Source organism: Acinetobacter sp. AS23, assembly GCF_023612055.1.
GTDB lineage: Bacteria > Pseudomonadota > Gammaproteobacteria > Pseudomonadales > Moraxellaceae > Acinetobacter > Acinetobacter oleivorans.
In genome coordinates, this window is the sequence record NZ_CP082274.1 from 1333614 (window position 1) to 1358408 (window position 24795).

Annotated in this window: 24 protein-coding genes; 18 read left to right on the forward strand and 6 right to left on the reverse strand. The window is 38.5% G+C overall.

The window, feature by feature from the left end; genetic code table 11:
- Positions 1-9: 9 nt before the first annotated feature.
- Both K6I41_RS06230 and K6I41_RS06235 read right to left on the reverse strand, forming a co-directional pair.
- Positions 10-504: a chalcone isomerase family protein gene (locus K6I41_RS06230; RefSeq protein ID WP_250375416.1), complete on the reverse strand. Its 495-nt coding sequence runs from the start codon at positions 502-504 to the stop codon at positions 10-12.
- A complete protein-coding gene (locus tag K6I41_RS06235) occupies positions 471-1043 on the reverse strand; it encodes a nuclear transport factor 2 family protein (RefSeq protein ID WP_250375417.1) in 573 nt (190 codons plus the stop codon). The genes K6I41_RS06230 and K6I41_RS06235 overlap by 34 nt, the downstream gene beginning before the upstream one ends.
- Positions 1044-1321: 278 nt before the next feature.
- Between K6I41_RS06235 and K6I41_RS06240 the strand changes: the two genes are divergently transcribed.
- The 8 genes from K6I41_RS06240 to K6I41_RS06275 all read left to right on the forward strand — a co-directional run bounded on the left by K6I41_RS06240 (position 1322) and on the right by K6I41_RS06275 (position 8615).
- Positions 1322-2074 carry an aspartate/glutamate racemase family protein gene (locus tag K6I41_RS06240; RefSeq protein WP_250375418.1) on the forward strand — a complete coding sequence of 251 codons (753 nt, stop codon included), beginning with the start codon at positions 1322-1324 and terminating at the stop codon, positions 2072-2074.
- Positions 2075-2210: 136 nt separating this feature from the next.
- Entirely contained in the window at positions 2211-3197 is a 987-nt protein-coding gene (locus K6I41_RS06245; RefSeq protein ID WP_023274173.1) for a quinone oxidoreductase family protein, read from the forward strand.
- Positions 3198-3208: 11 nt separating this feature from the next.
- Entirely contained in the window at positions 3209-4057 is an 849-nt protein-coding gene (locus K6I41_RS06250; protein WP_013197304.1) for a TauD/TfdA dioxygenase family protein, read from the forward strand.
- Positions 4058-4116: 59 nt separating this feature from the next.
- A complete protein-coding gene (locus K6I41_RS06255) occupies positions 4117-5169 on the forward strand; it encodes a beta-keto acid cleavage family enzyme (RefSeq protein WP_004791385.1) in 1053 nt (350 codons plus the stop codon).
- Between the two features lie 117 nt (positions 5170-5286).
- Complete coding sequence (locus tag K6I41_RS06260) at positions 5287-6636, forward strand: MFS transporter (RefSeq protein ID WP_250375419.1); 1350 nt, start codon at positions 5287-5289, stop codon at positions 6634-6636.
- Positions 6633-7289 (forward strand): DsbA family oxidoreductase, encoded by a 657-nt coding sequence (locus K6I41_RS06265; RefSeq protein ID WP_250375420.1) that lies wholly within the window; start codon positions 6633-6635, stop codon positions 7287-7289. The genes K6I41_RS06260 and K6I41_RS06265 overlap by 4 nt, the downstream gene beginning before the upstream one ends.
- Before the next feature lie 14 nt (positions 7290-7303).
- Positions 7304-7612, forward strand: a complete 309-nt coding sequence (locus K6I41_RS06270; RefSeq protein WP_198072744.1) for a Rieske (2Fe-2S) protein — start codon at positions 7304-7306, stop codon at positions 7610-7612.
- The gene (locus K6I41_RS06275; RefSeq protein ID WP_013197308.1) at positions 7605-8615 is read left to right on the forward strand and encodes a YeiH family protein; all 1011 of its coding nucleotides are present in this window, start codon (positions 7605-7607) and stop codon (positions 8613-8615) included. The genes K6I41_RS06270 and K6I41_RS06275 overlap by 8 nt, the downstream gene beginning before the upstream one ends.
- Positions 8616-8707: 92 nt before the next feature.
- Here K6I41_RS06275 and K6I41_RS06280 read toward each other — a convergent pair whose 3' ends face one another.
- Positions 8708-9718, reverse strand: coding sequence for an AraC family transcriptional regulator (locus K6I41_RS06280; protein WP_250375421.1), 1011 nt, complete (start codon positions 9716-9718; stop codon positions 8708-8710).
- Positions 9719-10009: 291 nt separating this feature from the next.
- Here K6I41_RS06280 and K6I41_RS06285 point away from each other — a divergent pair, with 291 nt between their 5' ends.
- The 8 genes from K6I41_RS06285 (at position 10010) to K6I41_RS06320 (ending at position 19584) form a co-directional block, all read left to right on the forward strand.
- Positions 10010-10615, forward strand: coding sequence for an RBBP9/YdeN family alpha/beta hydrolase (locus tag K6I41_RS06285; protein WP_250375422.1), 606 nt, complete (start codon positions 10010-10012; stop codon positions 10613-10615).
- A gap of 99 nt (positions 10616-10714) precedes the next feature.
- Positions 10715-12544, forward strand: coding sequence for a DUF1302 domain-containing protein (locus K6I41_RS06290; RefSeq protein WP_250375760.1), 1830 nt, complete (start codon positions 10715-10717; stop codon positions 12542-12544).
- A gap of 70 nt (positions 12545-12614) precedes the next feature.
- On the forward strand, positions 12615-13025 hold the full coding sequence (locus tag K6I41_RS06295) for a PH domain-containing protein (RefSeq protein WP_192835468.1): 411 nt from the start codon (positions 12615-12617) through the stop codon (positions 13023-13025).
- A gap of 68 nt (positions 13026-13093) precedes the next feature.
- Positions 13094-14467, forward strand: a complete 1374-nt coding sequence (locus tag K6I41_RS06300; protein WP_198308522.1) for a PQQ-dependent sugar dehydrogenase — start codon at positions 13094-13096, stop codon at positions 14465-14467.
- A 177-nt stretch (positions 14468-14644) separates the two neighbouring features.
- Positions 14645-15922 carry a salicylate 1-monooxygenase gene (salA, locus tag K6I41_RS06305; protein WP_250375423.1) on the forward strand — a complete coding sequence of 426 codons (1278 nt, stop codon included), beginning with the start codon at positions 14645-14647 and terminating at the stop codon, positions 15920-15922.
- 42 nt (positions 15923-15964) lie between these two features.
- A complete protein-coding gene (locus tag K6I41_RS06310) occupies positions 15965-17320 on the forward strand; it encodes an MFS transporter (protein ID WP_005306808.1) in 1356 nt (451 codons plus the stop codon).
- 89 nt (positions 17321-17409) lie between these two features.
- Positions 17410-18300, forward strand: a complete 891-nt coding sequence (locus K6I41_RS06315) for a LysR family transcriptional regulator (protein ID WP_151827850.1) — start codon at positions 17410-17412, stop codon at positions 18298-18300.
- A 132-nt stretch (positions 18301-18432) separates the two neighbouring features.
- Positions 18433-19584 carry a sterol desaturase family protein gene (locus tag K6I41_RS06320; protein ID WP_250375424.1) on the forward strand — a complete coding sequence of 384 codons (1152 nt, stop codon included), beginning with the start codon at positions 18433-18435 and terminating at the stop codon, positions 19582-19584.
- Between the two features lie 49 nt (positions 19585-19633).
- On the opposite strand, the gene K6I41_RS06325 is transcribed toward K6I41_RS06320, so the two are convergent.
- Both K6I41_RS06325 and K6I41_RS06330 read right to left on the reverse strand, forming a co-directional pair.
- On the reverse strand, positions 19634-20287 hold the full coding sequence (locus tag K6I41_RS06325; RefSeq protein WP_250375425.1) for a glutathione S-transferase family protein: 654 nt from the start codon (positions 20285-20287) through the stop codon (positions 19634-19636).
- A gap of 225 nt (positions 20288-20512) precedes the next feature.
- A complete protein-coding gene (locus K6I41_RS06330) occupies positions 20513-21715 on the reverse strand; it encodes an MFS transporter (RefSeq protein WP_250375426.1) in 1203 nt (400 codons plus the stop codon).
- A 133-nt stretch (positions 21716-21848) separates the two neighbouring features.
- Between K6I41_RS06330 and K6I41_RS06335 the strand changes: the two genes are divergently transcribed.
- Together K6I41_RS06335 and K6I41_RS06340 are read left to right on the forward strand one after the other, a co-directional pair.
- Positions 21849-22421, forward strand: coding sequence for a TetR/AcrR family transcriptional regulator (locus K6I41_RS06335; protein WP_250375427.1), 573 nt, complete (start codon positions 21849-21851; stop codon positions 22419-22421).
- A 446-nt stretch (positions 22422-22867) separates the two neighbouring features.
- Positions 22868-24166, forward strand: a complete 1299-nt coding sequence (locus K6I41_RS06340; protein ID WP_004791418.1) for a dicarboxylate/amino acid:cation symporter — start codon at positions 22868-22870, stop codon at positions 24164-24166.
- A 171-nt stretch (positions 24167-24337) separates the two neighbouring features.
- Here the strand turns inward: K6I41_RS06340 and K6I41_RS06345 are convergent, their stop codons facing one another.
- Positions 24338-24541, reverse strand: coding sequence for a hypothetical protein (locus K6I41_RS06345; protein WP_003652518.1), 204 nt, complete (start codon positions 24539-24541; stop codon positions 24338-24340).
- Between the last annotated feature and the right edge of the window lie 254 nt (positions 24542-24795).

Genomic DNA, 24795 nt, shown 5'->3' on the forward strand with positions numbered 1-24795 from the left:
ATTAAGCCATTAATTTAATAGTTGTTGTTTTAATTTAGCATTAAACGGTTCGCTACCAAACCAGATTTTAAAATATTGATTTGCATTCGGATTATTTAAAGAACCGAGTAGCTTCTGATTTAATTTTAGTTCTAGTTTTTGAGTTTCATGTTGATAGTAGAGACTATAAAGATCTCCACTCTTAATTGGTCTATATAGTTCATTAATATGATTAAGGGGGGATTTTGCATCAAAGCCACTAATATTCTTCTTCAAATAATGGCTTGCTGCACGCTTAAATGCCCATTCGGGAATATCGCGGTTATAGCTAAAGTCCATTTTGATGCTTTGGCTCTGCCAATTTTTTAGGCAATCTTCAGCAAAGTAACTGACATTTCCCACTTTCTTGCTCGTCACCATTAAAGGAGCTGAACTACATTTTTTTAGTTCAGCTGCATTCGCTTGAGATACGATTAAGATTCCAAGAAATATCAAGATTCGACTTTTTTGAACGGTAATATCCATTTATATACTCCTCCAAATATTGGTAAAGAACGGTAAAGGCCATTCGCCGGATCCCAATAATCTTGCTGGAAAATAATTTTTTGTTGCTCATTAATCTTAATTTGACTAATTCCATAAGAAGCCATGGTTTTTGAGCGACCTAACATTTTAAAGTCATAGCTCATGTACCAATGAATGTAGGCTGTATCTTGGTGATGAGTTGCACTAATGAGTTTTACAGTGACATTACTCACTCGGGCATTCATGCCTTCAAAATGCTTAATCAGATCTTTTTTCTGAGAGAACTGCGAGAGTGTATCGTTGATATAAAGTTGATCAGCGTAAAGATGACTCGCGTTATTCACAAAAGAAGGGGTGCCAAGTGTATTAAATGCGGCAACAAAACGATTGCCAATATCTAGCGCCTGTTGGTCATCTAATTCTATACCAGTAATTTTTTGTTCAGCTTTGCCATAGTCACCTGAGTAACTAGGCACACTTTTACATGCTGTTAAACCTACCAAGGTAAATAACCCTAGGGCTGTAGTTATAATTTTCATGTCTATATCCGAACCAACTTTATAAGATTAAATTAAAGAGCTGGTCGTGAAGTTTGCGTGAATTCTTGTTTTATGATTTGGGTTTAATGGAGAGCATTTTCTGTTTTAGAATTTTCATCAATTAGGTCTATTCAACTTAGACGTTTCTTTGGACGTCACACCGTTTAAAATTAATAAATAAGATAAGCTAGAAAAAATTTAATAAAGCAATTTTATTCTAGCTGTGCTTTACCCATAAGAGATATAGATAAGTTTTGCATAAATAGAAGGATTCAATAATGAAAACAATCGGCTTATTAGGCGGAATGAGTTGGGAATCTACAGCGCTTTATTATCAACAAATCAATAAAATGGTTCATCGTAAATTAGGAAAATTGCACTCTGCTAAGGTCATTATTAATAGTGTTGATTTTGAAGAAATAGCAGCCTTGCAAGCGAAGGGTTTATGGCAAGAAGCTGGCGCATATTTAGCTGAGCAAGCACAAAATTTAGAAAAGGCAGGAGCAGATTGTATTTTGGTGTGTACTAACACCATGCATAAAGTTGCTGCACAGATTGAAGATTCAATTACGATTCCGTTCTTACACATTGCGGATGCAACGGCAAAAGAAATTTTGAGTCAAAACATTGGTAAAGTTGCACTGTTAGGGACAGCTTTTACAATGGAGCAAGATTTTTATAAAGCTCGCTTGCAGGATTATGGAATTGATGTCGTTATTCCAAATGAAGCCGATAGAAAGATGGTTCATAGCATTATTTATGAAGAACTTTGTTTAGGCGTGATCAACCCAGATTCTCAGCAACAGTACATCGCTATTGTAGAGAGACTCATAGCTGAAGGCGCCCAAGGCGTTATCTTGGGTTGTACTGAAATTTGTATGTTGATTGGTGAGCTTAAATTCTCAGTTCCTTTATTTGATACGACCACCATTCATGCAAAAGAGGCGGTCAGTTTTAGCTTAAATGAAAATAAAAACTCTAATAGCGCCAATCTACATAAGTCTGCTGCAAATGCTGGGATTATTCTTTAGCAATATTTGGAATATCCTTTGTCATTAAACGTTAAGCTTGTGTCGTGAAATGTAAAGTGGCCCATATCCTAACTGTTGTAATTTTGGTTATTGCTTTTATAGGCACTCAATAAAAAACCAAAATATGGAATAGGACATGACGTTGACGAAAGCTATACGTTTCTATGGAACAGGAACGCCAGAAGTAATGCGCTATGAGGATGTAGAAGTAGGAGATCCAAAAGCTGGAGAAGTACGCCTACGTCATGTGGCAGTCGGTTTAAATTATGCCGATACATATTTTCGTAATGGAACCTATCAAATTCCAATGCCTAATGGCATGGGCGTCGAAGCATCAGGTATCGTTGAAGCTTTAGGCGAAGGAGTCACTCAGCTTAAAGTAGGCGATCGAGTTACTTATACAGGTTTTTTAAATACGTTAGGTGCATATAGTACCCATCGTCTCATTCCAGCAAATGCTTTAATTAAATTACCCGAAGAAATTTCTTGTGAAACAGCGGCAGCCATGACCATGCGAGGGCTGACCGCTGCTTATCTGATGCGCCGCATTTATGACTTTAAAGCGGGCGATTCAATTTTATTACATGCAGCCGCAGGTGGTGTTGGGCTGATCGTTTCTCAATGGGCTAAATTACTTGGCTTGACTGTTATCGGTACCACATCTTCAGAAGAAAAAGCTGCCGTAGCGCGAGCTCATGGTTGTGATCATGTCATTAACTACAGCCATGAAAATGTTGCCGAACGCGTACGTGAGTTAACAGGCGGCGTTGGTGTAAATGTCGTTTTCGATAGTGTCGGCCAAGCGACTTTTATGAGTTCATTAGACTCTCTCAAACGCCGTGGTTTGCTGGTCTGCGTAGGAACAGCATCTGGTCCAATCCCTGCTTTTGACCCAGTATTACTTGCCGTAAAAGGATCATTGTTTGTCACACGTCCAGCTTTGGCAGATTACATTGCAGATCCTGCCGAGAAGAAAGAGCTGGCAAATGAATTATTTGATCATGTTCGACATGGGCGAATCAAAATTGAAATTAATCAGCGCTATGAGCTAAAGGATGCTGTGCAGGCTCATCGTGATTTGGAAGCACGTAAAACAATAGGTTCATCAATCTTTGTAATTTGAAGGGATTTCTTATGCAAATTGAACAGTTAACTTGCAATATTGGTGCAGAGCTCAGTGGCATCAAACTTGCTGATGCGATTTATGATGATGGATTATTTGCTGAAATTCGCACACAACTACTTAAACATCGCGTGTTGTTTTTACGAGATCAGCACTTAACCCGTCAGGATCATGTTGCATTTGCAGAAAAATTTGGACAGTTAGAAGATCATCCTGCTGTAGGCAGCCATCCTGATCATCCGGGTTTGGTGCAGATTTATAAACATCCGGAAAGTCCCGTCGATCGTTATGAAAATGCTTGGCACAGCGATGCAAGCTGGCGCAAGGTTCCACCGATGGGATGTGTGCTGCACTGTGTTGAATGCCCACCAGTGGGTGGCGATACCATGTGGACCAACATGGTGATGGCCTATGAGTCGTTACCCAACGATATTAAGGATAAGATTGCTGACTTACGCGCTTATCACAGCATAGAAGCGAGTTTTGGTGCGGCTATGCCACTTGAAAAACGCTTGGATTTAAAAGCAAAGTTTCCCGATGCAGAGCACCCAGTGGTACGTACTCATCCTGAAACGGGCGAGAAAATTTTATACGTCAACGCGTTCACAACCCACTTCAGTAATTATCACACCAAAGAGCGGGTCAGATTTGGGCAAGATGCTAATCCGGGCGCAGCCGAACTACTGCGTTACTTAATTTCTCAAGCTTATATTCCAGAGTTTCAAGTGCGTTGGCGTTGGAAGCCTAACAGCATTGCCATCTGGGATAACCGCAGTACACAACATTATGCAGTCATGGATTATCCACCTTGCCACCGAAAAATGGAACGGGCTGGCATTATTGGTGACGCAACCTATTAAATCTATAGGTTAATAATTTTATCTAATTGAAAATTCTAAAAATACATAAGGAGATGCACATGCAATTCTTTGACGACTCATTGCACCCGGAAAATATGGAAAAAGTGGTAATCACGGTTGCACCGTATGGACCCGAATGGATGCCGGAAGACTTTCCCGAAGATATTCCAGTGACCATGGATGAGCAAATACAAAAAGCGGTTGAGTGCTATGAAGCAGGCGCTACGGTGCTGCACTTACATGTCCGTGAGCTTGATGGCAAAGGATCTAAACGCTTATCAAAATTTAATGAGCTTATCGCAGGTGTTCGTGAGGCTGTACCTGACATGATTATTCAGGTAGGTGGTTCGATTTCATTTGCACCAGAAAGTGAAGGTGAAGCGGCTCTATGGTTAAGTGATGACACCCGACATATGTTGGCTGAACTCACTCCAAAGCCAGATCAGGTCACGGTGGCAATTAACACCACACAAATGAATATTATGGAATTGCTCTATCCTGAATATTTAGAAGGGACATCATTGGCACATCCAGCGACTCAAGCAGCATATGCAGAAATGACTGTACCGGCAGGACCTGCATGGGTCACTGAACACATCAAGCGCTTATGTAAAAACAATATTCAACCGCACTTTCAGTTAACTGGTATGCATGGTCTTGAGACGCTAGAACGTATGGTGCGTAAAGGATTGTATATGGGGCCGTTAAACTTAACTTGGATTGGAATTGGCGGTGGTTTCGATGGCCCAAATCCATTTAATTTCTTTAATTTTATTCATCGCGTACCCGATGGATGTACTTTGACATCTGAGTCTCTACTCAAAAATGTATTGCCTTTTAATACGATGTCGATGGCAATGGGTTTACATGCTCGAGTGGGTAATGAAGACACGATCATTGATCATCACGGACGCCGTTTTTCATCTGTAGAGCAAATTAAGCAAACTGTTCGGATTGCCCATGAACTAGGCCGTGAAATTGCCTCAGGAAAAGAAGCCCGTGAAATTTATCGTATAGGGGTGCAATACAACAGTATTGAAGAAACCCTAATCGCAAATGGTATGGCACCCAATCGGAAAGCAGGGCAAAAGGGCGTGCCGCAGCGTAATTAATGTGACAAGGTCTAACGGAATTTAGACCTCAAATGTAGTGCAGCTTATTCGCTTTGTTTTTAAAAGTGCGTTGCTGCACTAGCTAAATAGAAATTATAAAAAATACAAGGAGGTCGTATGAATGCACATCAGTATTCAGATCAGATGAGCGATGTTGATACGTCAATCAGTATACCTCGTCGTTATGCATGGCTTGTTTTTGCTTTGACATTTGGTTTGCTCATTTCAGATTACATGTCACGGCAAGTCTTAAACGCAGTTTTTCCTTTACTTAAAAATGAGTGGTTACTCAGTGACAGTCAGTTAGGTTTGCTTAGTGGCATTGTCGCGTTAATGGTGGGTTTATTGACTCTGCCGTTGTCTTTAATGGCAGACCGTTTTGGAAGAGTGAAAAGCTTGGCTATTATGGCGGCTTTATGGAGTTTGGCGACTTTAGGATGTGCACTGGCTGAAAATTATGAGCAAATGTTTATTGCTCGTTTTATGGTTGGTGTGGGTGAAGCTGCTTATGGCAGCGTTGGAATCGCGGTGGTTGTGGCTGTTTTTCCAAGGGAAATGCGTGCAACACTCGCCAGTGCTTTTATGGCGGGTGGCGTATTTGGTTCGTTTTTGGGTGTGGCTTTAGGTGGTGTACTCGCACAGCATTTCGGTTGGCGTTGGGCTTTTGGAGGCATTGCTTTATTTGGTCTCATTTTGGCCTTTCTATATCCAATTTTAGTGAAAGAAAACAGAATAAACGCAACACCTCAAAATAAAATTCGTAGTAAAACCCAGCACATAAAAAGCCCTTTAAAAACTTTATATTCAAGTCGCTCAGTCATTGCCACTTACATTGGTAGTGGTCTGCAATTATTTGTTGGTGGCACAGTGATTGTCTGGATGCCGAGTTATCTCAATCGCTATTACGGCATGAGTACCGACAAAGCAGGTGTGATGGCAGCGGTCATTTTGCTATGTAGTGCAGTAGGCACAATTCTATGCGGCATGTTGTGTGATTATTTGGGTCGTAACTGTCCAGATCGTAAGGTCAGTTTAGCGATTACATACTGCTTGCTCGGTTGTGTTCTTTTATTAATTGCTTTTGCTATGCCTGCGGGACGTAATCAGTTACTTATCATCTGCCTCGGAATGTTTATTGCCCTAGGAACCAATGGGCCATCTAGTGCCATGGTGGCCAATCTCACACATAACTCAGTTCATGGTTCTGCGTTTGCAACGCTTACTCTGGCTAATAATTTTCTTGGTTTAGCGCTTGGTCCTTTAGTGGTTGGCAAAGTGTCTGATGTGATTGGTTTACATAGCGCATTTCAACTTATGCCATTGGTCAGTATTGCAGCAGCGGCCGTATTTTTTTATGCCAAACGCCATTATCACAAAGATATCGCACGCTTTGAACAGCAAGGAATAACTGAGCTTAAAAATCATTCAGGTAACCAAATACAAAAATGCGGGATGAATAACAAATGATAATTCGGCAATTACATATTGATGTATTTTTTGACTTTATTTGTCCTTGGTGTCTGATCGGAAAACGTCAGTTACTGATCGCTATAAATAGATTTTATCAGCTTCACCCAAAAGTCAAAGTTATTGTGCATTGGCGAGGCGTTCAGCTTATACCGGACTTAGCTGTTGAAGGTGTACCGTTTCAAACCTTTTATTTGAAACGGTTAGGTAGCTTGACAGCAGTTCGTATGAGACAAGAACAGGTCAATAAAGCTGCAAATAAAGTTGGGCTCAAGATCGATTTTGAGCAAATTAAACGGATGCCAAATACGGCCAAAGCTCATCGCTTATTTGATAAAGCTTTAAAGATAGGAACTCCTGAGCAGTACAATGCGTTGTTAGAACAACTCTTTGCTGCCTATTTTTATGATGGGTTAGACATTGGAAACACCATTACTTTATCCAGAATAGCAAAACAGTGTGGTTTTTCATCTGAACTTATAAAAAGTGCGCTTATTCAAGATCATCAAGATTTTATCTCTGCAAGTACAGGAGGTAATGGCGTGCCTTACTTTATTTTTGATAGGGCTTCTGCCTTAGTGGGCGCGCAATCAGCAGATGCGCTTTATCAAGCGATGCAAGAGGCAATGCTGGCACAAGGAGAGTTGATATGACCAACCGATTTGAAGTGCCTTTTGAGAAAATTCCCAATTCAGGTGAGCGGGCTTTTTTAAAAATTGGAGATAAAAATCTCGCACTATTTAACGTTGCGGCTCAGTTTTATGCAATCGATGACAGCTGTCCTCATCAGGGGGCATCGCTATTTAGTGGACGTCTAGAAGGACGAGTGATTCAGTGTTGTGCCCATGGTCTACGTTTTGATTTAACAAATGGCTGTTTGGTTAATTCTGCTCATCTTAAAGTTGCGACTTATCCCGTGGAAGTGGCCGAGGACAAGGTATTTATTGTGATGCGTTGTGGGGAAAATCATGAGTAGTTTAGTTTTGAAAAATTTTTCCCAGCGTACAAGAGAATTAGCACCAGGCTTTGTGGTCAGTTCGGTCGTTGCTGCGGCTGCCTGTTTTTTATCAGAGCACTATGGTGCGCCAGTCATGCTATTTGCACTACTGCTCGGCATGAGCGTGAATTTTTTAGCAGCTGAAAGTAAATGCAAGGTAGGTATCGAGTTTACCGCACGTAGTGTGCTTCGGATGGGCATCGCGTTACTCGGCATGCGTATAACTTTGGGGCAAATTACTGCACTCGGTTGGCAGCCTGTTGCGTTAGTCGTTACTCTGGTTATTGTCACAATCGCCGTTTCTGTCATTGCCGCTAAAATTTTAGGTTTCCAAAAACTATTTGGCATGCTCACTGGTGGATCAACGGCAATCTGTGGTGCTTCAGCCGCACTGGCGCTATCGGCTGCTTTTCCGAATCATCCGCAAAAAGAAAAAGCGACTTTATTTACCGTGATTGGCGTATCGGCACTTTCAACATTTGCAATGATTGTCTATCCGATGATTGCGAAGTGGCTAGAGTTATCTCCACAAGCAGCTGGTGTGTTTCTAGGTGCTACGATTCACGATGTGGCGCAAGTGGTCGGCGCTGGTTATAGCATGTCTACTCAAACGGGTGATACGGCGACTGTAGTTAAACTGATGCGTGTGGCAATGCTGCTTCCAGTAATTGTTTGTGCGGCTATGATTACCCGTATGCAAGGTGCAGATTCAACGGGGGAACGACCGCCATTACTACCTTGGTTTGCCGTTGGCTTTCTACTACTCGCTTGTATTAACAGTACAGGATGGGTGCCAACAATGGTTCAAAATGGAATTAATGATTTATCACGCTGGTTTTTAGTCATTGCAATTAGTGCTTTAGGAATGAAAACTCAGTTAAAAGAATTAGCATCTGTCGGCATTAAACCGATTCTTTTAATGATCGGCGAAAGCATCTTTTTAGTGGTATTGGTTCTTGGGCTTATGCGCTTGTGGTTTTAATTTCAAAAATTAGATTTTTAAGGAAGTTCTGGAGTGGTTCTCCAGCTTCCTTACATTTTAAATGACTTCATTTAGCCTCACATAAAGAGAAATTAATTGAGCAGGGCTTTATTATGACTACGCCACGTATTCGGTGACATACCAAATTGGCTAATGAACCAACGCGTAAAAGAACTCGGCATTGAGTAACCTAAAATATCAGACACTTGAGCAAGTGAATAATTTAGATTTTTTAAATAGCGAAATACGAGGTCTTTACGTACTTCATTGATTAAATCACTAAAACTCGTCTGCGCTTCTTCTAAGCGACGCTGTAAGGTCCGGACATGAATACCATGTGTTTGAGCGACTTGATCAATCGTAGCGCGGCCCATTGGTAAAAGAAGATAAATACTTTTACGAATATCAAAAATCATGGTCGACTCATTACTATTCTGTAAAATATCTAAATAACGCTGTGCATGGTTGGCCATAGCCAGATTTGCTTGAGGATTTGTTGTATCAAGTTCGGCCGCCGTACAAACAATGCCATTAAAGTCACTGCCAAATTCTAAGGCACAGCCAAAAATCCTTCGGTGTATGCTTAGATCATTGGGTGGATTATGGGTGAAGTGAACACTTAATGGTCGCCATTTTTGCATCAGTAACGCTGCACAAAAACGATGGGTAATTCCTAAAGCAAGTTCAGTGGCTTGGCGACTATATCCGCAAGTTGTGGTCACAACTTCTTCTCGAATAACCACCGTATCATCAATTTCCTCAATATATATTTCAAGTGAGTTATTGAGTAAATTTCTATAACGAACAATCGTTTGTAAGGCATCTCGTAAAGTATGCTGATAATTTAACAAAAGGCTAATTTCACCAAAATCTGCAATTTCGCGTTGCTCTGCCATATGTAAACCGAAAACATCGCAACTACTCATTTGGGCTGAGTCTTCAAGCAAGGTAATGGCTTTATCTACAGGAATGCGTTGTTTAAGATCATTTAATTGAGCTTGGCTAAGCCCAACACGTGATAATAAATGGTAGGGGTTTAGATCTAATTGTTGAGCAACTGCCAAATAATTTTTTAAAGAGGCCGTATGCGCAAGAGGTACCATTTTATTATCTCCTTGTTCTTAATCAGCCATATTCCTTACAGCTCATATCTAGTTATAACCAAAATATACACATTACAAAAGCTTTTATTTAAGAGCTTAATTGTTAAGTACGCTTAATGTGAAACTTCTTGTTTTGACTTAGTTGTAATTACAAAAATTATTTTAATGAATTTAAGAAATTTTAAAAAGATGTGTCGTCAAATGAAAAGTCCGTGACGCCTTATGTACACCATTAACTGAAATGAGCCTTTATTGTGAATGGAGTTTTATAAAAACTCTTATGCATCCTAGATGGCAAAGTTCACAGGCGTCAAAATGGAAAAAATACAAACCAGAGCAACAATTTTAATTATTCCGGGGTTACGCGATCACGTTCCCGAGCATTGGCAAACGATTTTAGAAACAAGACTAGCGAAGGTTCGCTCTGTACCACCTGTACAAACCAATAAACTCAATTGTGAAAATAGAGTTGCTGCTATACAAAAACAACTCGAACAAATACAAGGTCCTGTCATTTTAGTTGCCCACAGTGCAGGCGTGCTGATGACAATACACTGGGCTGCAAAATATCAAAGACCAATTCAAGGAGCTCTACTTGTGGCTCCGCCTGACTTAAACGAAAGCTGGCCAGAAAATTATCCAAGCCCAACTGTACTTCATCAAGAAGGATGGAGTCCTTTACCAGATCAAGAACTACCTTTTCCCAGCATTTTGGTTGCAAGCACCAATGACCATTTAGCTCGTTATGAAGCTGTCAGTGAAATGGCAGAAAAGTGGGGTAGTCGACTCGTAAATTTAGGTGAAGTGGGACATTTAAACCCTGCATCTGGCTTTGGCTATTGGCCTTTAGCTGAACAATTCATTCAACAGTTAGATCAGGTCGAACAACCTGCCTAGTACAAAAAATACCTGCTTATGTAAACGATTTAAAAGCCAATGGATGGCTTTGATTAATAAGCAATAAATAAAAAATCATATTTATAGGGAGATAATATGATGGGTCATTACGTCTATTTAAATCAAAGAAATAATCACGTTTTATATATTCAAAAAATAGGTGTTTCATTAAGCCTAATTTTATTCATGTTTAAAGCGAACGCAGCCAGTTTTGATATTGATAAAGACTGGAAGTTCGAGACAAAAACGACATTAAGCTTAGGAGCCAGTTGGAGTACGCAAGATCCATCTGTTTCATTACTTTATCGGCCTGACGCAAACAAAATAGGCAAACAAGGCGCTAGCATTGATGTGAATGGTGATGATGGGCGTATGAATTTTAGTAAATATGATGCCATTTCACAGATTATTAGAGGCATAACTGAAGTTAAGCTAAATGGAAAACAGCAGGGTGCGGTCATTAGCACTAAATACTGGTATGACCATGCTTATGAGACAGGACAAGGAGACTTTAAACCCTTTAATGATTCAGCGTGGCCAAGGCTCGCAAAGTTCAAAGGTATCGATTTATGGAATGCCTATATATGGAAAGATTTTGAACTAGGCAGTGGGAAAAGCATCAATTTCAAATTAGGTAAACAAACATTAAATTGGGGGAAATCTCAGTTTTTTCAAAACGGTTTAAATTCGGTGAGTGCCTTTGATTTTGCTGCAATTAACCGACCGGGTGGTGATGCAAAAGAAAGAATCATTCCAACCGAAATGTTTTCGTTCGACACAAGCATTAATAAAAATTTGAAAATAGAAGGGTTCTATCAATTTAAATTTAGACCTTCAGTTGTTGATGGTAACGGAACTTTTTTTGAGATTTCAGATTTTGTGCCCGAAAATGCAGGTCCAGTTCTGATTGCTGGAGGTGGAGATAAATTATCAGATACAGCAATTCGTTTACGTACCTATATTCCACGTGCAGAAAGTAGAAAAGCAAAGGATAACGGCCAATATGGTATTGCTTTAAAACAGACATTACCCAGTTTAAATAATGCTGAGTTAGGTATTTACTATGCGAACTACCATAGCCGTAATGCAAACTTTGATGGAACAGCTGTAACAGCAGCAGGACCTGAACATTTTAATACTGCGAGTTATTTTTCTATCTATCCTGAAAATATCAAAATGTTTGGATTAAGTTTGACTGGGAAAGTTGGAACAACAACCGTTTTTAGTGAATTAACCCACAAACCTAATCAACCTTTACAACTAAACGGCACAGACATTGTCTATGCTCAAGTGCTATCGGAAGGAACACCATTTGCGCCGCCGGGAAAAACTGTTGAATTAGGTCAATATATCCAAGGATATGTACGCTTACCCGTAACACAATTTTCGGTGGGAGCAACTGATAGCTTATTCAATATTTGGGGCGCAAACTCGATGACATGGTCTACAGAGTTTGCCTTAAACCATATTGCAGATATTGGTAATCATCGGATTGGACGGACAGGCGCATTTGGCCGTAGTGAGCTGTCAACAGGGGCTTATAATCCTGAAACAGGCGAGTTTAAATGTACGCCGTATGGTACAGCTCATCTTACAAATGCAGAAATAGACAATTTAAATGAACGCTTTTGTAATAAAAACGGTTTTTTTAATGAATGGTCATTTGGCTACCGATTACGTGGCGCATTAAATTATCAAGATATTTTACCCTCTACAGTGATTACGCCAAGTCTTAGTTTTAGACATGATGTTTATGGATATAGCCAAAACTTTCAAGAAGGGCAAATGAGTATAAGTGCGGCGTTATCTATGACTTATCAGCAAAAATATACAACAGAGATTGCCTATAATAATTTTTTTGGTTCTAATGAATTTAGCACCATAGATGATAGAGATTTTGTATCATTAACATTTAAAGCTAATTTTTAGTTCAATTATTTTATTAAAAAAAATATAGAAAGACTCGTTATAAATGATATTTAGACGTGGAGGATAACTTTTGAAATTTAGATCAAAAATTGATTGGTGGCTTTTATTAATATTTGTTGTTATCACTGCCAATATCCTTATGAAAATTTATGAAGCAAATCATCATTATTCTTTAGCTTCAAATTTTCCACATCTCTTCATTTATAGTTTAATCATTTTTCTTATTTGGCTCCCCATCTTTAATACTTATTATGTGTTAGAAAACAACACTTTAATGATTAAGAGTTTGGTATTCCGATGGAAAATTAATATTAATGATATTACCCAAATAGAGCCTACTCATAATCCACTTTCATCTCCAGCGCTCTCATTAGATCGACTCAAAATTTATTATATGAAAAATGGAGAAATTACTTCAGTGATGATTTCACCAAAAGATAAAGAACGTTTTTTTCAAGCCATAAACAAAAGACTCCATTAAAGTTGCTTGTTTAATTGCAAACATAAATTACGCTATTTCCATGACGACAAAAAAAATGGAGATAACCCATGGCGACACGTTTTTTACTGCCAATTTTTGGCACTACGGTTTTAATTACATTAGCTGGATGCGCTTCATCCTCTCAATATCCAATTACCGACAGTTATGGGCCAGACCCAAAACTTCCTGAACCTAAATCGAGCTTATTACCAACTGTTAATATAGCTCCAGCAGAAGGCTGGCCGAGTGGGGTAATGCCAAAACCAGCAGAAGGTTTAAAGGTCAAAGCATTTGCCAAAGGACTTGAACACCCACGTTGGCTTTATGTATTACCAAATGGCGATGTATTGGTTGCTGAAACGGATGCCCCGCCTAAACCAGAAGACAGCAAAGGGATTAAAGGTAAAATTATGTCTTTTGTGATGAGACGTGCAGGCTCATCTCATCCAAGTGCAAACCGTATTAGCTTACTTCGTGACACCAATGGGGATGGCATCGCTGACCAGAAAACAGTATTTCTTCAAAACTTAAATTCTCCATTTGGTATGGCATTGGTCGGTAATAACTTATATATCGCTAATACAGATGCACTGGTGCGTTTTCCTTATCAGGAAGGTGAAACTCAAATTACGGCCAGTGGAACCAAAGTGTTGGACTTACCGGGTGGCCCTTTAAATCACCATTGGACCAAAAATGTGATTGCTAACCCAGCTGGTACCAAGTTGTACATTACCGTTGGTTCTAATAGTAACGTTGCTGAAAATGGTTTAGATCAAGAAAAAGGCCGAGCACAAATTACGGAGTTTGACATCGCAAGTGGTCAGTCACGCCCATTTGCAACAGGTCTGCGTAATCCAAATGGTATGGCTTGGCAACCTCAAAGTGGAAAACTCTGGACGGTGGTTAATGAGCGCGATGAAATTGGGAGTGACCTAGTACCTGACTATATGACGTCAGTTCAAGATGGAGCTTTTTATGGCTGGCCTTATAGCTACTATGGTCAACATGTTGATGTACGAGTTAAACCACAAAATCCAGCAATGGTTGCCCGTGCAATTAAACCAGACTATGCTCTAGGCAACCATACGGCTTCTTTAGGCCTCACATTTTATGCAGCAGAACTCATGCCGCAATTTAGAGGCGGTGCATTGATCGGTCAGCATGGTTCTTGGAACCGTAAGCCTCACAGTGGTTATAAAGTTATTTTTGTCCCATTTAGAAGTGGTCAACCTTCTGGTCCACCGCAAGATATCTTGACTGGATTCCTCAGTGATAAAGGCAAAGCGTATGGTCGTCCTGTGGGGGTGGCAATTGATTTCTCAGGTGCTGTATTAGTTGCAGATGATGTGGGCAATACGATTTGGCGCGTTTCGCCAGTTGCAGAGACAACTTATGAAGCTCCAATGAAATATGCTATTGGAACCCCGCCAGGCACACCATAAAGTGTTTTAACAATGATTTATTAGCATGGGCGGTCTTTAGGCTTTATAGAGGCTCGCCCAAATGGCAATTATTTAATTTTTAAATAATTGAACAAAAAAAATACTAATTGGACTTTATAAGCCAACTTCTCAAAAATGAATATGTGAAAACGATAATGATGTTTAAGGAACAAACACATGAATACACATATTCGAATTGCCGTGGTCGGTGGTGGTATTGCTGGTCTGGCTTTAGCAAGTAATTTAAGTAAACACGCTCATTTAAATGTCCAAATGTTTGAATCTGCACCTCAGTTTTCTGAAATTGGGGCAGGAATTTCTTTTGGTGCCAATGCAGTCAAAGCCATTGAACTGTTAGGTTTAGCTAACGAATATCATGCAATTGCAGATAAAGTATCGCCACCATTTCAAGATGTTTGGTTTCAATGGCGCAATGGTTATACTGATGAATATTTATCTGCATCGATCGTGACAGGTGTAGGGCAGTCATCTGTTCATCGTGCTGACTTTCTTGATGCCATTATTCCTCACATGCCTACACAAAATGTCCACTTTTCTAAACGCCTAGAGGCTATTGAAGAACAGGATGATCAGGTGATTCTGCATTTTAATGATGGTAGTCAGCATGAGTGCGATTATTTGATTGGGGCTGACGGTATCCGCTCGGTAGCTCGCCAATATGTTTTAGCTTCTCATCATTTACCACCAGTTCATCCACGTTTTTCAGGAACTTGGGCATATCGTGGCATTATTTCTCACGCTTCATTTAAAGAAGCTTTGCAACAAGTAAATGGCGATACAGATTTAGCAGATATTCCCCAAATGCTATTGGGCAAAGACAAACATATTTTAACGTTCCCAATTCGTAAGGGGGAGCAAATTAATATCGTTGCTTTCTGCTCAAATCGCGAAGATACAATACTACCAGCCAATACACCGTGGACTAAGCCTGTCGATAAAGCTCAAATGCTTTCGGATTTTTCAGACTGGAGTGAAAGCTGCCAAACATTACTCGGTTTAATTGAACAGCCTACCATTTGGGCCTTACATGAAATTGAAGAACTTTCGACTTATCAAAGTACCTCAGGTCATGTCATTGTCATGGGCGACGCTGCACATGCCATGTTACCTCACCAAGGAGCAGGAGCAGGCCAAGGTCTTGAAGATGCATTGATTCTTGCGGCCTTATTGTCGACAAAACACTTACAAGCAGATCAGTTAACCGATGTGTCTTCAATATATGAAAAGCTCCGTTTAAAACGTGCTTGTCGTGTTCAGCAAACCTCTCGTGAGTCTGGCGAAATTTATGAGTGTTATTCAACTCAGTACCCAACGTTTGCCGAAATTGGCGAACATCTTGAGCATCGCTTTGATTGGTTATGGCAACATGACCTAGAACAGGATGTTGCAGAAGCACAGCAACAATTACATCAGCTAGGAATGGCAACCATTTAAATAAATTTTTGTTTTACACACAATTTGCTAAGGAAAGCAATTATGGAAAAACTAAATGCAAATCAATTGATTGATGACGCAAGATTAACACCATTACATTGGCGGGTGATCTTGCTGAGTGCGCTCATTATTATTTTTGATGGCTATGACTTAGTCATTTATGGTGTTGCATTGCCTAAGCTCATGCAACATTGGCAGTTAGATAGTATGACTGCTGGATTGCTGGGCAGTGTTGCATTATTTGGCATGATGTTTGGTGCAATGATTTTCGGTAGTTTGGCCGACAAATTAGAGTCCTATGGCTTTAGCCGTAAGCGTTTAATTATGCTGTGTGTCTTTATTTTTAGCGGTTTTACGGTGTTATGTGGTTTTGCCAACAGTCCTAAAGAGTTTGCCATTTATCGTTTTATTGCCGGCCTCGGTTTGGGCGGCGTAATGCCAAATGTTATTGCCATAATGACCGAGTTTGCCCCAAAGAAATTACGATCAACTTTGGTATCGCTCATGTTTAGTGGCTATGCAATTGGTGGCATGAGCTCAGCACTTTTAGGCATGTGGTTGGTTCCTAAATTTGGTTGGCAAATCATGTTTATTTTGGCGGGTATTCCACTCATTTCATTACCTATTATTTGGAAATTTTTACCCGAATCAATCGATTATCTAGTTCGCCAGAAAAAATGGAATGAGGTGCATGATTTACTTCAACAGCTAGCACCAGAACAAAACATAGCTGATCATACAAGCATCGTATTACACCAAGAAAATCAACAAACCGCCGCTCGTCCTTTGGTTGCTCTATTTACCGAGAACCGTGCTTTAGTCACTGTGTTTTTCTGGATGAGTGTATTTATGGCTTTACTGATGGTCTATGCGCTCGGTAACTGGATACCAAAACTTATGGTCGAGGCCGGATATGATTTATCAACCAGTCTGGTCTTTTTATTGGCGCTAAACTTGGGTGGGATGTTGGGTGCAATCGGTGGTGGTTACTTTGCTGATCGTTTTCACCTAGGCAAAGTCATTTGTTTACTCTTCTTAGCGGGTGCAATTTCACTTTACTTGCTGAGCTATGCTTTACCCATGGTCATTTTATATCTCTGTATTGCCATTGCAGGAGCGGCTTCTATCGGCGGGCAAATTTTATTGCTCGCTTATATGGCTCAGTTTTACCCTTCACCAATTCGCAGTACTGGCATTGGTATGGCTTTGGGCGTAGGCCGTATTGGGGCGATTTTAGGTCCGATTTTATGCGGCTGGCTTTTAAGTTTGCATTTACCCATTGAATATAATTTTATCGCGCTAGCCATTCCTTGTGTGCTGGCAACCTTAAGTGTTATTGCCATAAGTATTTGTAATCGAACCAAACGTGTAATGCTAAATTCAAGTATATCTCCATAAGAATTAAGCATTTTCATTCCTGTAAAAGGAACTAAACTCTAAGCAAAGAAGTTAAAGTCTTTGTTTAGAGTATTTAAAGGATCAGAACCATGGATTTAGGTTTGATTAAAGTTTTTGTCTGTATTTATGAGTCTCGGCATATTAGTAAAGCTGCTGATAAATTGAATTTGAGTCAGCCTTCTGTGACTTATAATTTGAACCGTTTACGCCGTCAATTAAATGACGAGTTGTTTACCCGAAGCCGAGGTGGGGTCGAACCTACAAAAGTTGCACATGAGCTTTATCCAATTTTTCATCAAGCGATTTTTAATATTGAATCAGCGATTGCTCAAGCACAGGAGTTTCATCCTGAAAACTCCAATAAAACTTTCCGAATCGGACTCTCTGACGCAGGGGAGATTTGCCTATTGCCTAGTCTTATGGCCTTTTTGCAGAAAACAGCGCCCTATATTCAAATTGAGATTGAAGAGATTCAGTCGTCTAAGGTTGAACAGTGGCTTATTGATGGCTTTTTAGATCTAGCCGTATTTAATAGTACACAGACCATAATGCCTAAAATAGAAACACGTACTTTATTTGAAGAAAGATATGTATGCATTGCTAGAGCTGACCATCCAAGGCTACAGCAGCAACTGACATTAGAGCAATATTTGCAAGAAGATCATGTTGCCATCAAGTCATCGACAGGGCATATCCAAATTGAACAATATCTAAAAACAATGGATTTGAAGCGACGAATTCGTTTAGAGGTTCCACATTTTAGTGTTTTACAAGGTGTTTTGCAGAGTTCAGATATGTTGGTGACACTACCATCGCGAGCAGCTCGACATTATTTAGCACATGGTAATGTCCAAATGTTTGAATTACCTTTCGCTATGGATTCTTTTAAAGTGAGCTTGAACTGGTTTAATCGTAGTGATGATATTATTGCCAGAAAATGGCTGATTCAATCTGTCGGTCAAATATTTGAAGTTTTATAAAAACTATTTACAGCTATTTAAAATTTCATTTTCAGATTAAGCGCTTTGATCTGAGAACTTAAAGTTCTTTCCAATTTATTATTAAATTTTGATAGCATTCGCGTTATACACAATAAGAATTGTATATGAATTATGACAGATCAATTAAGAGCAAAATTTGAGAATTTAGAACTGAACGCAGGTTTAGGGAAAATCAGCGCCTTTATTTCAATGTCACTCAGCTTACTTTGTCTGTTTGGTGCATTATGCTTTTTATTTCCCAGTGTATTAACGACTCCAGAACTCCGTCCTCTTTACGCAAAACATTATCATATTTTTTATTATGGCCTGATTACGGGCATTATTATTAGCGCTGGTTTTGGTGCATTTAGTGCAATTGTCCGTCAAAACAGATATGGCTTTTACGGACTATGTTTTTCACTTGTAGCAGCAGTTTTGGGCTGTGGTGTAATTGAGGCGCCGGTTTTACCAAGTGTACCGTTTTATGCAGGTATCGATTATTTTGTACTAACCTTATTCATTTTAGCGTTCATTTTTATTCCGCTTGAAGGTTTTTTTGCTAAAAATCTTGAACAGAAAATATTAAGGGTGGGCTGGGTGACTGATATGAAATATTTCATGGTCAGCCATGTTGGCATTCAATTATTTAGCTTTTTAACCGTCATGCCGATTCAATATTGGATTACGCATCTACCTGATAATCCAATTGTGCCTTATGTACAAGCTCAGCCAATTTGGCTGCAATTTATTGAACTATTAATTGTGGTCGACTTTACGGTGTATTGGTTGCACCGCGCTATGCATGAAGTTAATTTCTTATGGCGTTTTCACGCAATTCATCATTCGACTGAATATATGGATTGGTTAGCATCTTCTCGTTTGCATATCATTGAAGTGCTAATGACTCGCTTTATTGCGACTTTACCGATTTTTCTGTTAGGTTTTCATACTTCAGCAGTTTTTGCTTATTTAGTTTTTATTTCATTTCACGCTATTTTCATTCATTCTAATGTGCGTTTTCGTTTTCCATATTTGCGCTGGATTATCGCAACGCCAGAGTTTCACCATTGGCATCATTCTTCAGAAAAACCTGCCATTGATAAAAATTACGCTGCGTTTATTCCACTCTATGATGTCATTTTTAAAAGCGTATATATGCCTAGTCATTTGGCGAGTGTATATGGAACCGTGGGCTATAAAATCCCAAATAGTTTTGTAAAACAGTTTACGTGGCCTTTTAAAAAATATGTAAAACGTTTTTTGAAGCCTTGGCGTGATCAGTAAATCTTAAGTTTTAGCTTAATAAATGTAGAATGCTTAAATGATGACATGTTTAAGCATTCCTCTTGGCATCTGCCACTGCAAAATGAGCCATTTGGTCAGCATACGCTTTTTGAAAAGAAGGGCGTATAGTTGCTCTCTGAACATATGCGAGACAATGGGGGAATTCTGTCAACCCATCAAATTTATTCACCAAACGTAATACGTCAGCCATAACAATATCGGCAATAGAAAACGACTGAGCTAACCATTCACGCTCTGCAAGAAATGACTCCATATGTTGAAGGCGAGACTGAAGAAAGGCATCAAATTGTTTGTGTGCGGGACTATCTGTCTGAGCATTAGAAAATCTTAATAAAGCCCAAGGAAGGCTCGCCATTTCTACTGAATTAAGTGCTGCAAATAACCATTCTATAGCTTCATTACGCTGTTTCGGATCTGAAGGTAAAAGTACACGACTACGTTCACCCAAATAAAATAAGATAGCGCCACTTTCAAAAATTGAAATATCACCATTTGTTAACCAAGGAACTTGCCCAAAAGGTTGGTGAGAAAAATGATCAGCTCCTCGTTTATAAAAAGATACGCTATTTATTTGATAGGGCATTTTTGCCTCTTCTAATGCCCATCTTATCCTTATATCTCTTACAAAACCTCGTGGTAATTCTGGAACCCAGTCAAAAGTTGTCAAAATAAAATTATCCATAATAAATTTCCTTATATTTTATAATGATAAATAGAAAATCCTTTTGAGCATTTTATTTATTTAGTATCGAAGTTCAGCTCACGAGTGAATTTTGATATTAAAAATAGTCTAACGAATTTCAATAGACATCAATGTAGTAATCGGAAGTTAAATTATTTATTTAAGTATCATTTGTTTTAAATTATTTAAGTCAGCTTCATTTGAGGCTGACTTTTTAACACATCCTTATTTGCTTTTAATATTTTTAAAAATCATTAGAAGAGCAATTAGTGAAAGACCAATAATTAAACTCATATAAATATTGGCACTATTCATAAGTCCGATTTTACCCACAAAGTAGCCTGCCAGAATTGCTGGAACACTAAAAGCCAAATAGCTTTCAACAAAGAATGCAGCCATTAAACCTGCGCGTTCTTCGGGTAAAGCGAGGGGCATGACAGTACGAATTGCTCCCATGAAAGCTGTACCAAAACCCACTCCAGTAATAATAGAACCAATAAGTAGAACCACAGCACTTGTAAAATTGATCGCTAAAAATAAAACGGTTGCACCAATAATGATGGATAAGGTGCCCGTGAGCAAAATACGAAAATTGGTAGATTTTCTAAGAGTCAGAATCCCTGCCGCACCTGAAAGTGCGAGCGCCATAAACATACTGCCGTTTAGCCAAGCTGAAGATGTCTGAAAAATTTTTGCCAGTAAAGAGGGCATAAGTGATAAGAAAAAACCACTCACCATCCAAAGCGCAATATTAATAGGGCTAATACTTAATAGAGCACCTCTTGCTTGATGAGGAATAGCCATGTTGGGTTTTAAAGAAGCCAAAGCTCCAGATCTTTTACGTACAGTCTCAGGATTAAAGAAACTTAGAATAAGTTCAAATGCAAAGAAAACACATAAGAGTTCAAAAACCAAATGTAAGGGTTGAGCTGAAAATTGCAGAATAAAACATGTAATAAAAACGCCTACTGCCATGCCGACCATTGGAGCAATACTATTAATTAGGGAACCATGATGCTTACTAAAATCTAAAATTGCAGCTCCAATTGCAGAAACGGCAAGACCTGTTGCGATACCCTGTAGGCCACGCGCAATAAATAACATAGAAACATCTGAGGCAAAAAGAAAAAAACTCATTGAAGCGATTTGCAAAAAAATTGCTGAAATAATGACGGGCCGACGTCCGATATAATCAGATAAAGAACCAATAATGAGTAAAGAAGCAAGTAAGGTAAACGCGTAAGTCGCAAAAATTAAAGTTAAGATAACGGGCGAAAATTGCCATATCTGCTGATACAAACGATATAAAGGCGTAGGGGCACTAGACGCCGCCATAAAGGTCATAAGAGTGATTGTGTTTAAGGTCAATGCTACTGTTGAATCTAACTGAAAAAATGATCCAGACCGTTTTGAACTTGAATTGTTCATATAAGATGAATAACATAAAAGCGAATATTTAGCTTTTATACATGATTTTTACACTAAAGCAAATCATTAGCTTTAGTGTATTTTGTATATACAAATATTATTTTAATCGTTTTTATTGAAGTAGAGCTAATTAATGGCAAAAGTTGTTACTGGGTTACGCCCGGGTGGTCGTAGTGAAAGAATTCAAACTGCGGTACATCAAGCAGTAAAAGAGCTTCAAAAAAATCTGGAGCAAAGCCAAATTACTATACCCATGATTGCTGATGAAGCAGGTGTAACACCTTCTACAATTTATCGTCGTTGGGGAGATATCAATCAGTTATTTTCAGATGTTGCTCTTAATGAGCTGAAACCCGATATGGAGCCAAAAGATTTAGGCTCATTTCAGCTTGATATCACGACATGGGTCGAACAATATTTCGAAGAGTACTCTTCTGAAGTAGGGCAAACATTGCTACGAGATTTGCTATATGCAACTGAATCTTCAAACGCTCGAAAGTGCGAAACTTTAATTGTTCAACAACTTGATATTATTCAAGCTAGAGCTAAGGCGCGTAGTGAATTAACGATGGAAAATCAAGAAATTATCGAAGCTGTGATTGCACCTATGTTATTCCGCATCTTATTCACTGATCGTACATTAAGCTTAGACTATGTCCATATTTTATTAGAGCGGTTATTTAAGGCCCACTCTAATTTTAATTAATTTATCACAGCTTATTAGTGTAATTTTTTAACAAGAAATAGACATTTTCTCTTGTTAAAAAATTATATATCAATTTTTCTTATTATTTTTAAATTAAATTTTCATAATTTATAATTTACATGTTTTTAATAAAATCATTTATTTAATAAATGGTGGTCATGAATCAGTTAAACAAGTCCTTAAAGTCGATTTTATTACCTTTAATAGAGTTAAATTTTAATATAAACAATAATTTAATATTTGTTTTAATAAATATTATAATTTTTCAAATCTTAAAATAAAAAGTATTCTATACAAATTAATGCATGATTTTTGAATTTGACATTTTTTAAATTTATAACACAGGGTGTTTTTTATTCTTTACAATGGCTTTTCCTTGTTAAAGCGGCTTGTGGTGCTAGCTTTATATTTTATTTTTTTATCCCCATCGAAAAGGTATTTAGATAATGGATTTCAATACCCTTGACCAAGAAACGGTACAGAAAAAACAGAAATTTCACCAAATTTTGTATGTACAGGTCATTTTTGCAATTATTTTGGGCATTTTAATTGGTCATTTTTACCCAGAACTTGGCGAAAGTTTAAAACCGCTTGGTGATGCATTCATCAAGATCGTTAAAATGATTATTGCTCCCGTCATCTTTTTAACAGTTGTTACAGGCATTGCCAGTATGACAAACATGAGCCGTGTGGGCCGTGTAACTGGTAAAGCGATGCTTTATTTTCTGACCTTCTCAAGCTTGGCTCTTGTGGTTGGTATGATTGTGGCAAATATTATCCAACCGGGTAAAGGCCTTAACATCGATCCTGCTACCTTAGTCAACGACAAAGTAAATACTTATGTTGAGAAGGCACATGCAACAAATATTACCGATTTCTTCATGAATATTATCCCGCAAACCTTAGTCAGTCCTCTGGCTGGTGGCGAGATTTTGCAGGTTCTATTTGTAGCGGTGTTATTTGGTATTTCTTTAGCTGCTTTGGGTGACCGCGCACGCCCAATTACCGATTTTTTAAATAACTTAACAGCTCCAGTTTTCTACTTGGTTGGTATGTTAATGAAGCTTGCTCCAATTGGTGCTTTTGGTGCAATGGCTTTCACGATTGGTGCTTATGGAATCGAATCAATTGGTAATTTATTACTATTAATTATGACATTCTATATTACTGCGGTGTTATTTGTCGTAGTGATCTTAGGTGCAGTAGCTCGTTACAACGGTTTTTCAATTATTCATTTAATTCGTTATATCAAAGATGAACTTTGGTTGGTTTTAGGAACAAGTTCTTCAGAAGCAGCTTTGCCATCTTTAATGGACAAAATGCAAAAAGCAGGTTGTGAAAAATCGGTGGTAGGTTTGGTCATTCCAACAGGTTATTCATTTAACCTTGATGGTACAAATATCTACATGACTATGGCAGCTCTGTTTATTGCACAAGCGTGTAATGTAGATTTATCAATTAGTGAACAAATTGCATTGCTTCTTGTTGCAATGGTAAGTTCTAAAGGTGCGGCAGGGGTGACTGGTGCAGGCTTTATTACTCTGGCTGCAACTCTATCCGTTGTGCCGGCTGTTCCTGTCGCAGGTATGGCTTTAATTCTTGGTATCGACCGTTTTATGTCTGAATGCCGTGCATTAACAAACTTAGTTGGTAATGCTTGTGCAACAATTGTGGTGGCACGTTGGGATAAGGCTTTAGATAAAGATCTTCTTGATAAAGCATTAAAGAACCATAAAGCAGATTAACCTTACAAAATAAAAAATCTGTAGCTAAGGGCAATTTGGGAGAGTAGCCCTGCTACAGATTTTTTATTTAATAACTAAAAAATATATTTTAATTAAGCCATTCTAAAGTTCTGCAACATTACTTGTCTTTCAAGAAAGACCGTACTGTAATTAAAATCAAGTCGTAAAAAATTATGCTTTTAAGTGATCCTCAAACTCTTCACCTAATTGCATAGCTAATGAATTACCTGCTAACTCACAAGTGACCAAACCATATTCTTTTTTAAAACTAAAAGTAAAACCTTTCCCGTCAGCGAGATTTTTAACTGAATACCCTAACTTTTCTAACCAAATACGAAACGCAATCAAATTTTTAGCTTTAACAACCTTTTTCACGTGAGAACTCCTTCTATCCGTGGCATTACATCTTATTTATTAATAGGGTTTTAATTGGATTTTTTAAAGGGGTAAAACTTTTTTTTATTTTTCAACTTGTAAAAAAGTAAGAAAAGATTTCATTTTCATAAAATAATAAATTAATTATATATATGAAAAATAATAACTTTTTATTTAAAGAGCTGTCTTCTTGAGTGTTTTTGAAAATATAAATTCAACGTTATTTTTAGAATAGTGAGCAAATAAAAAACAGA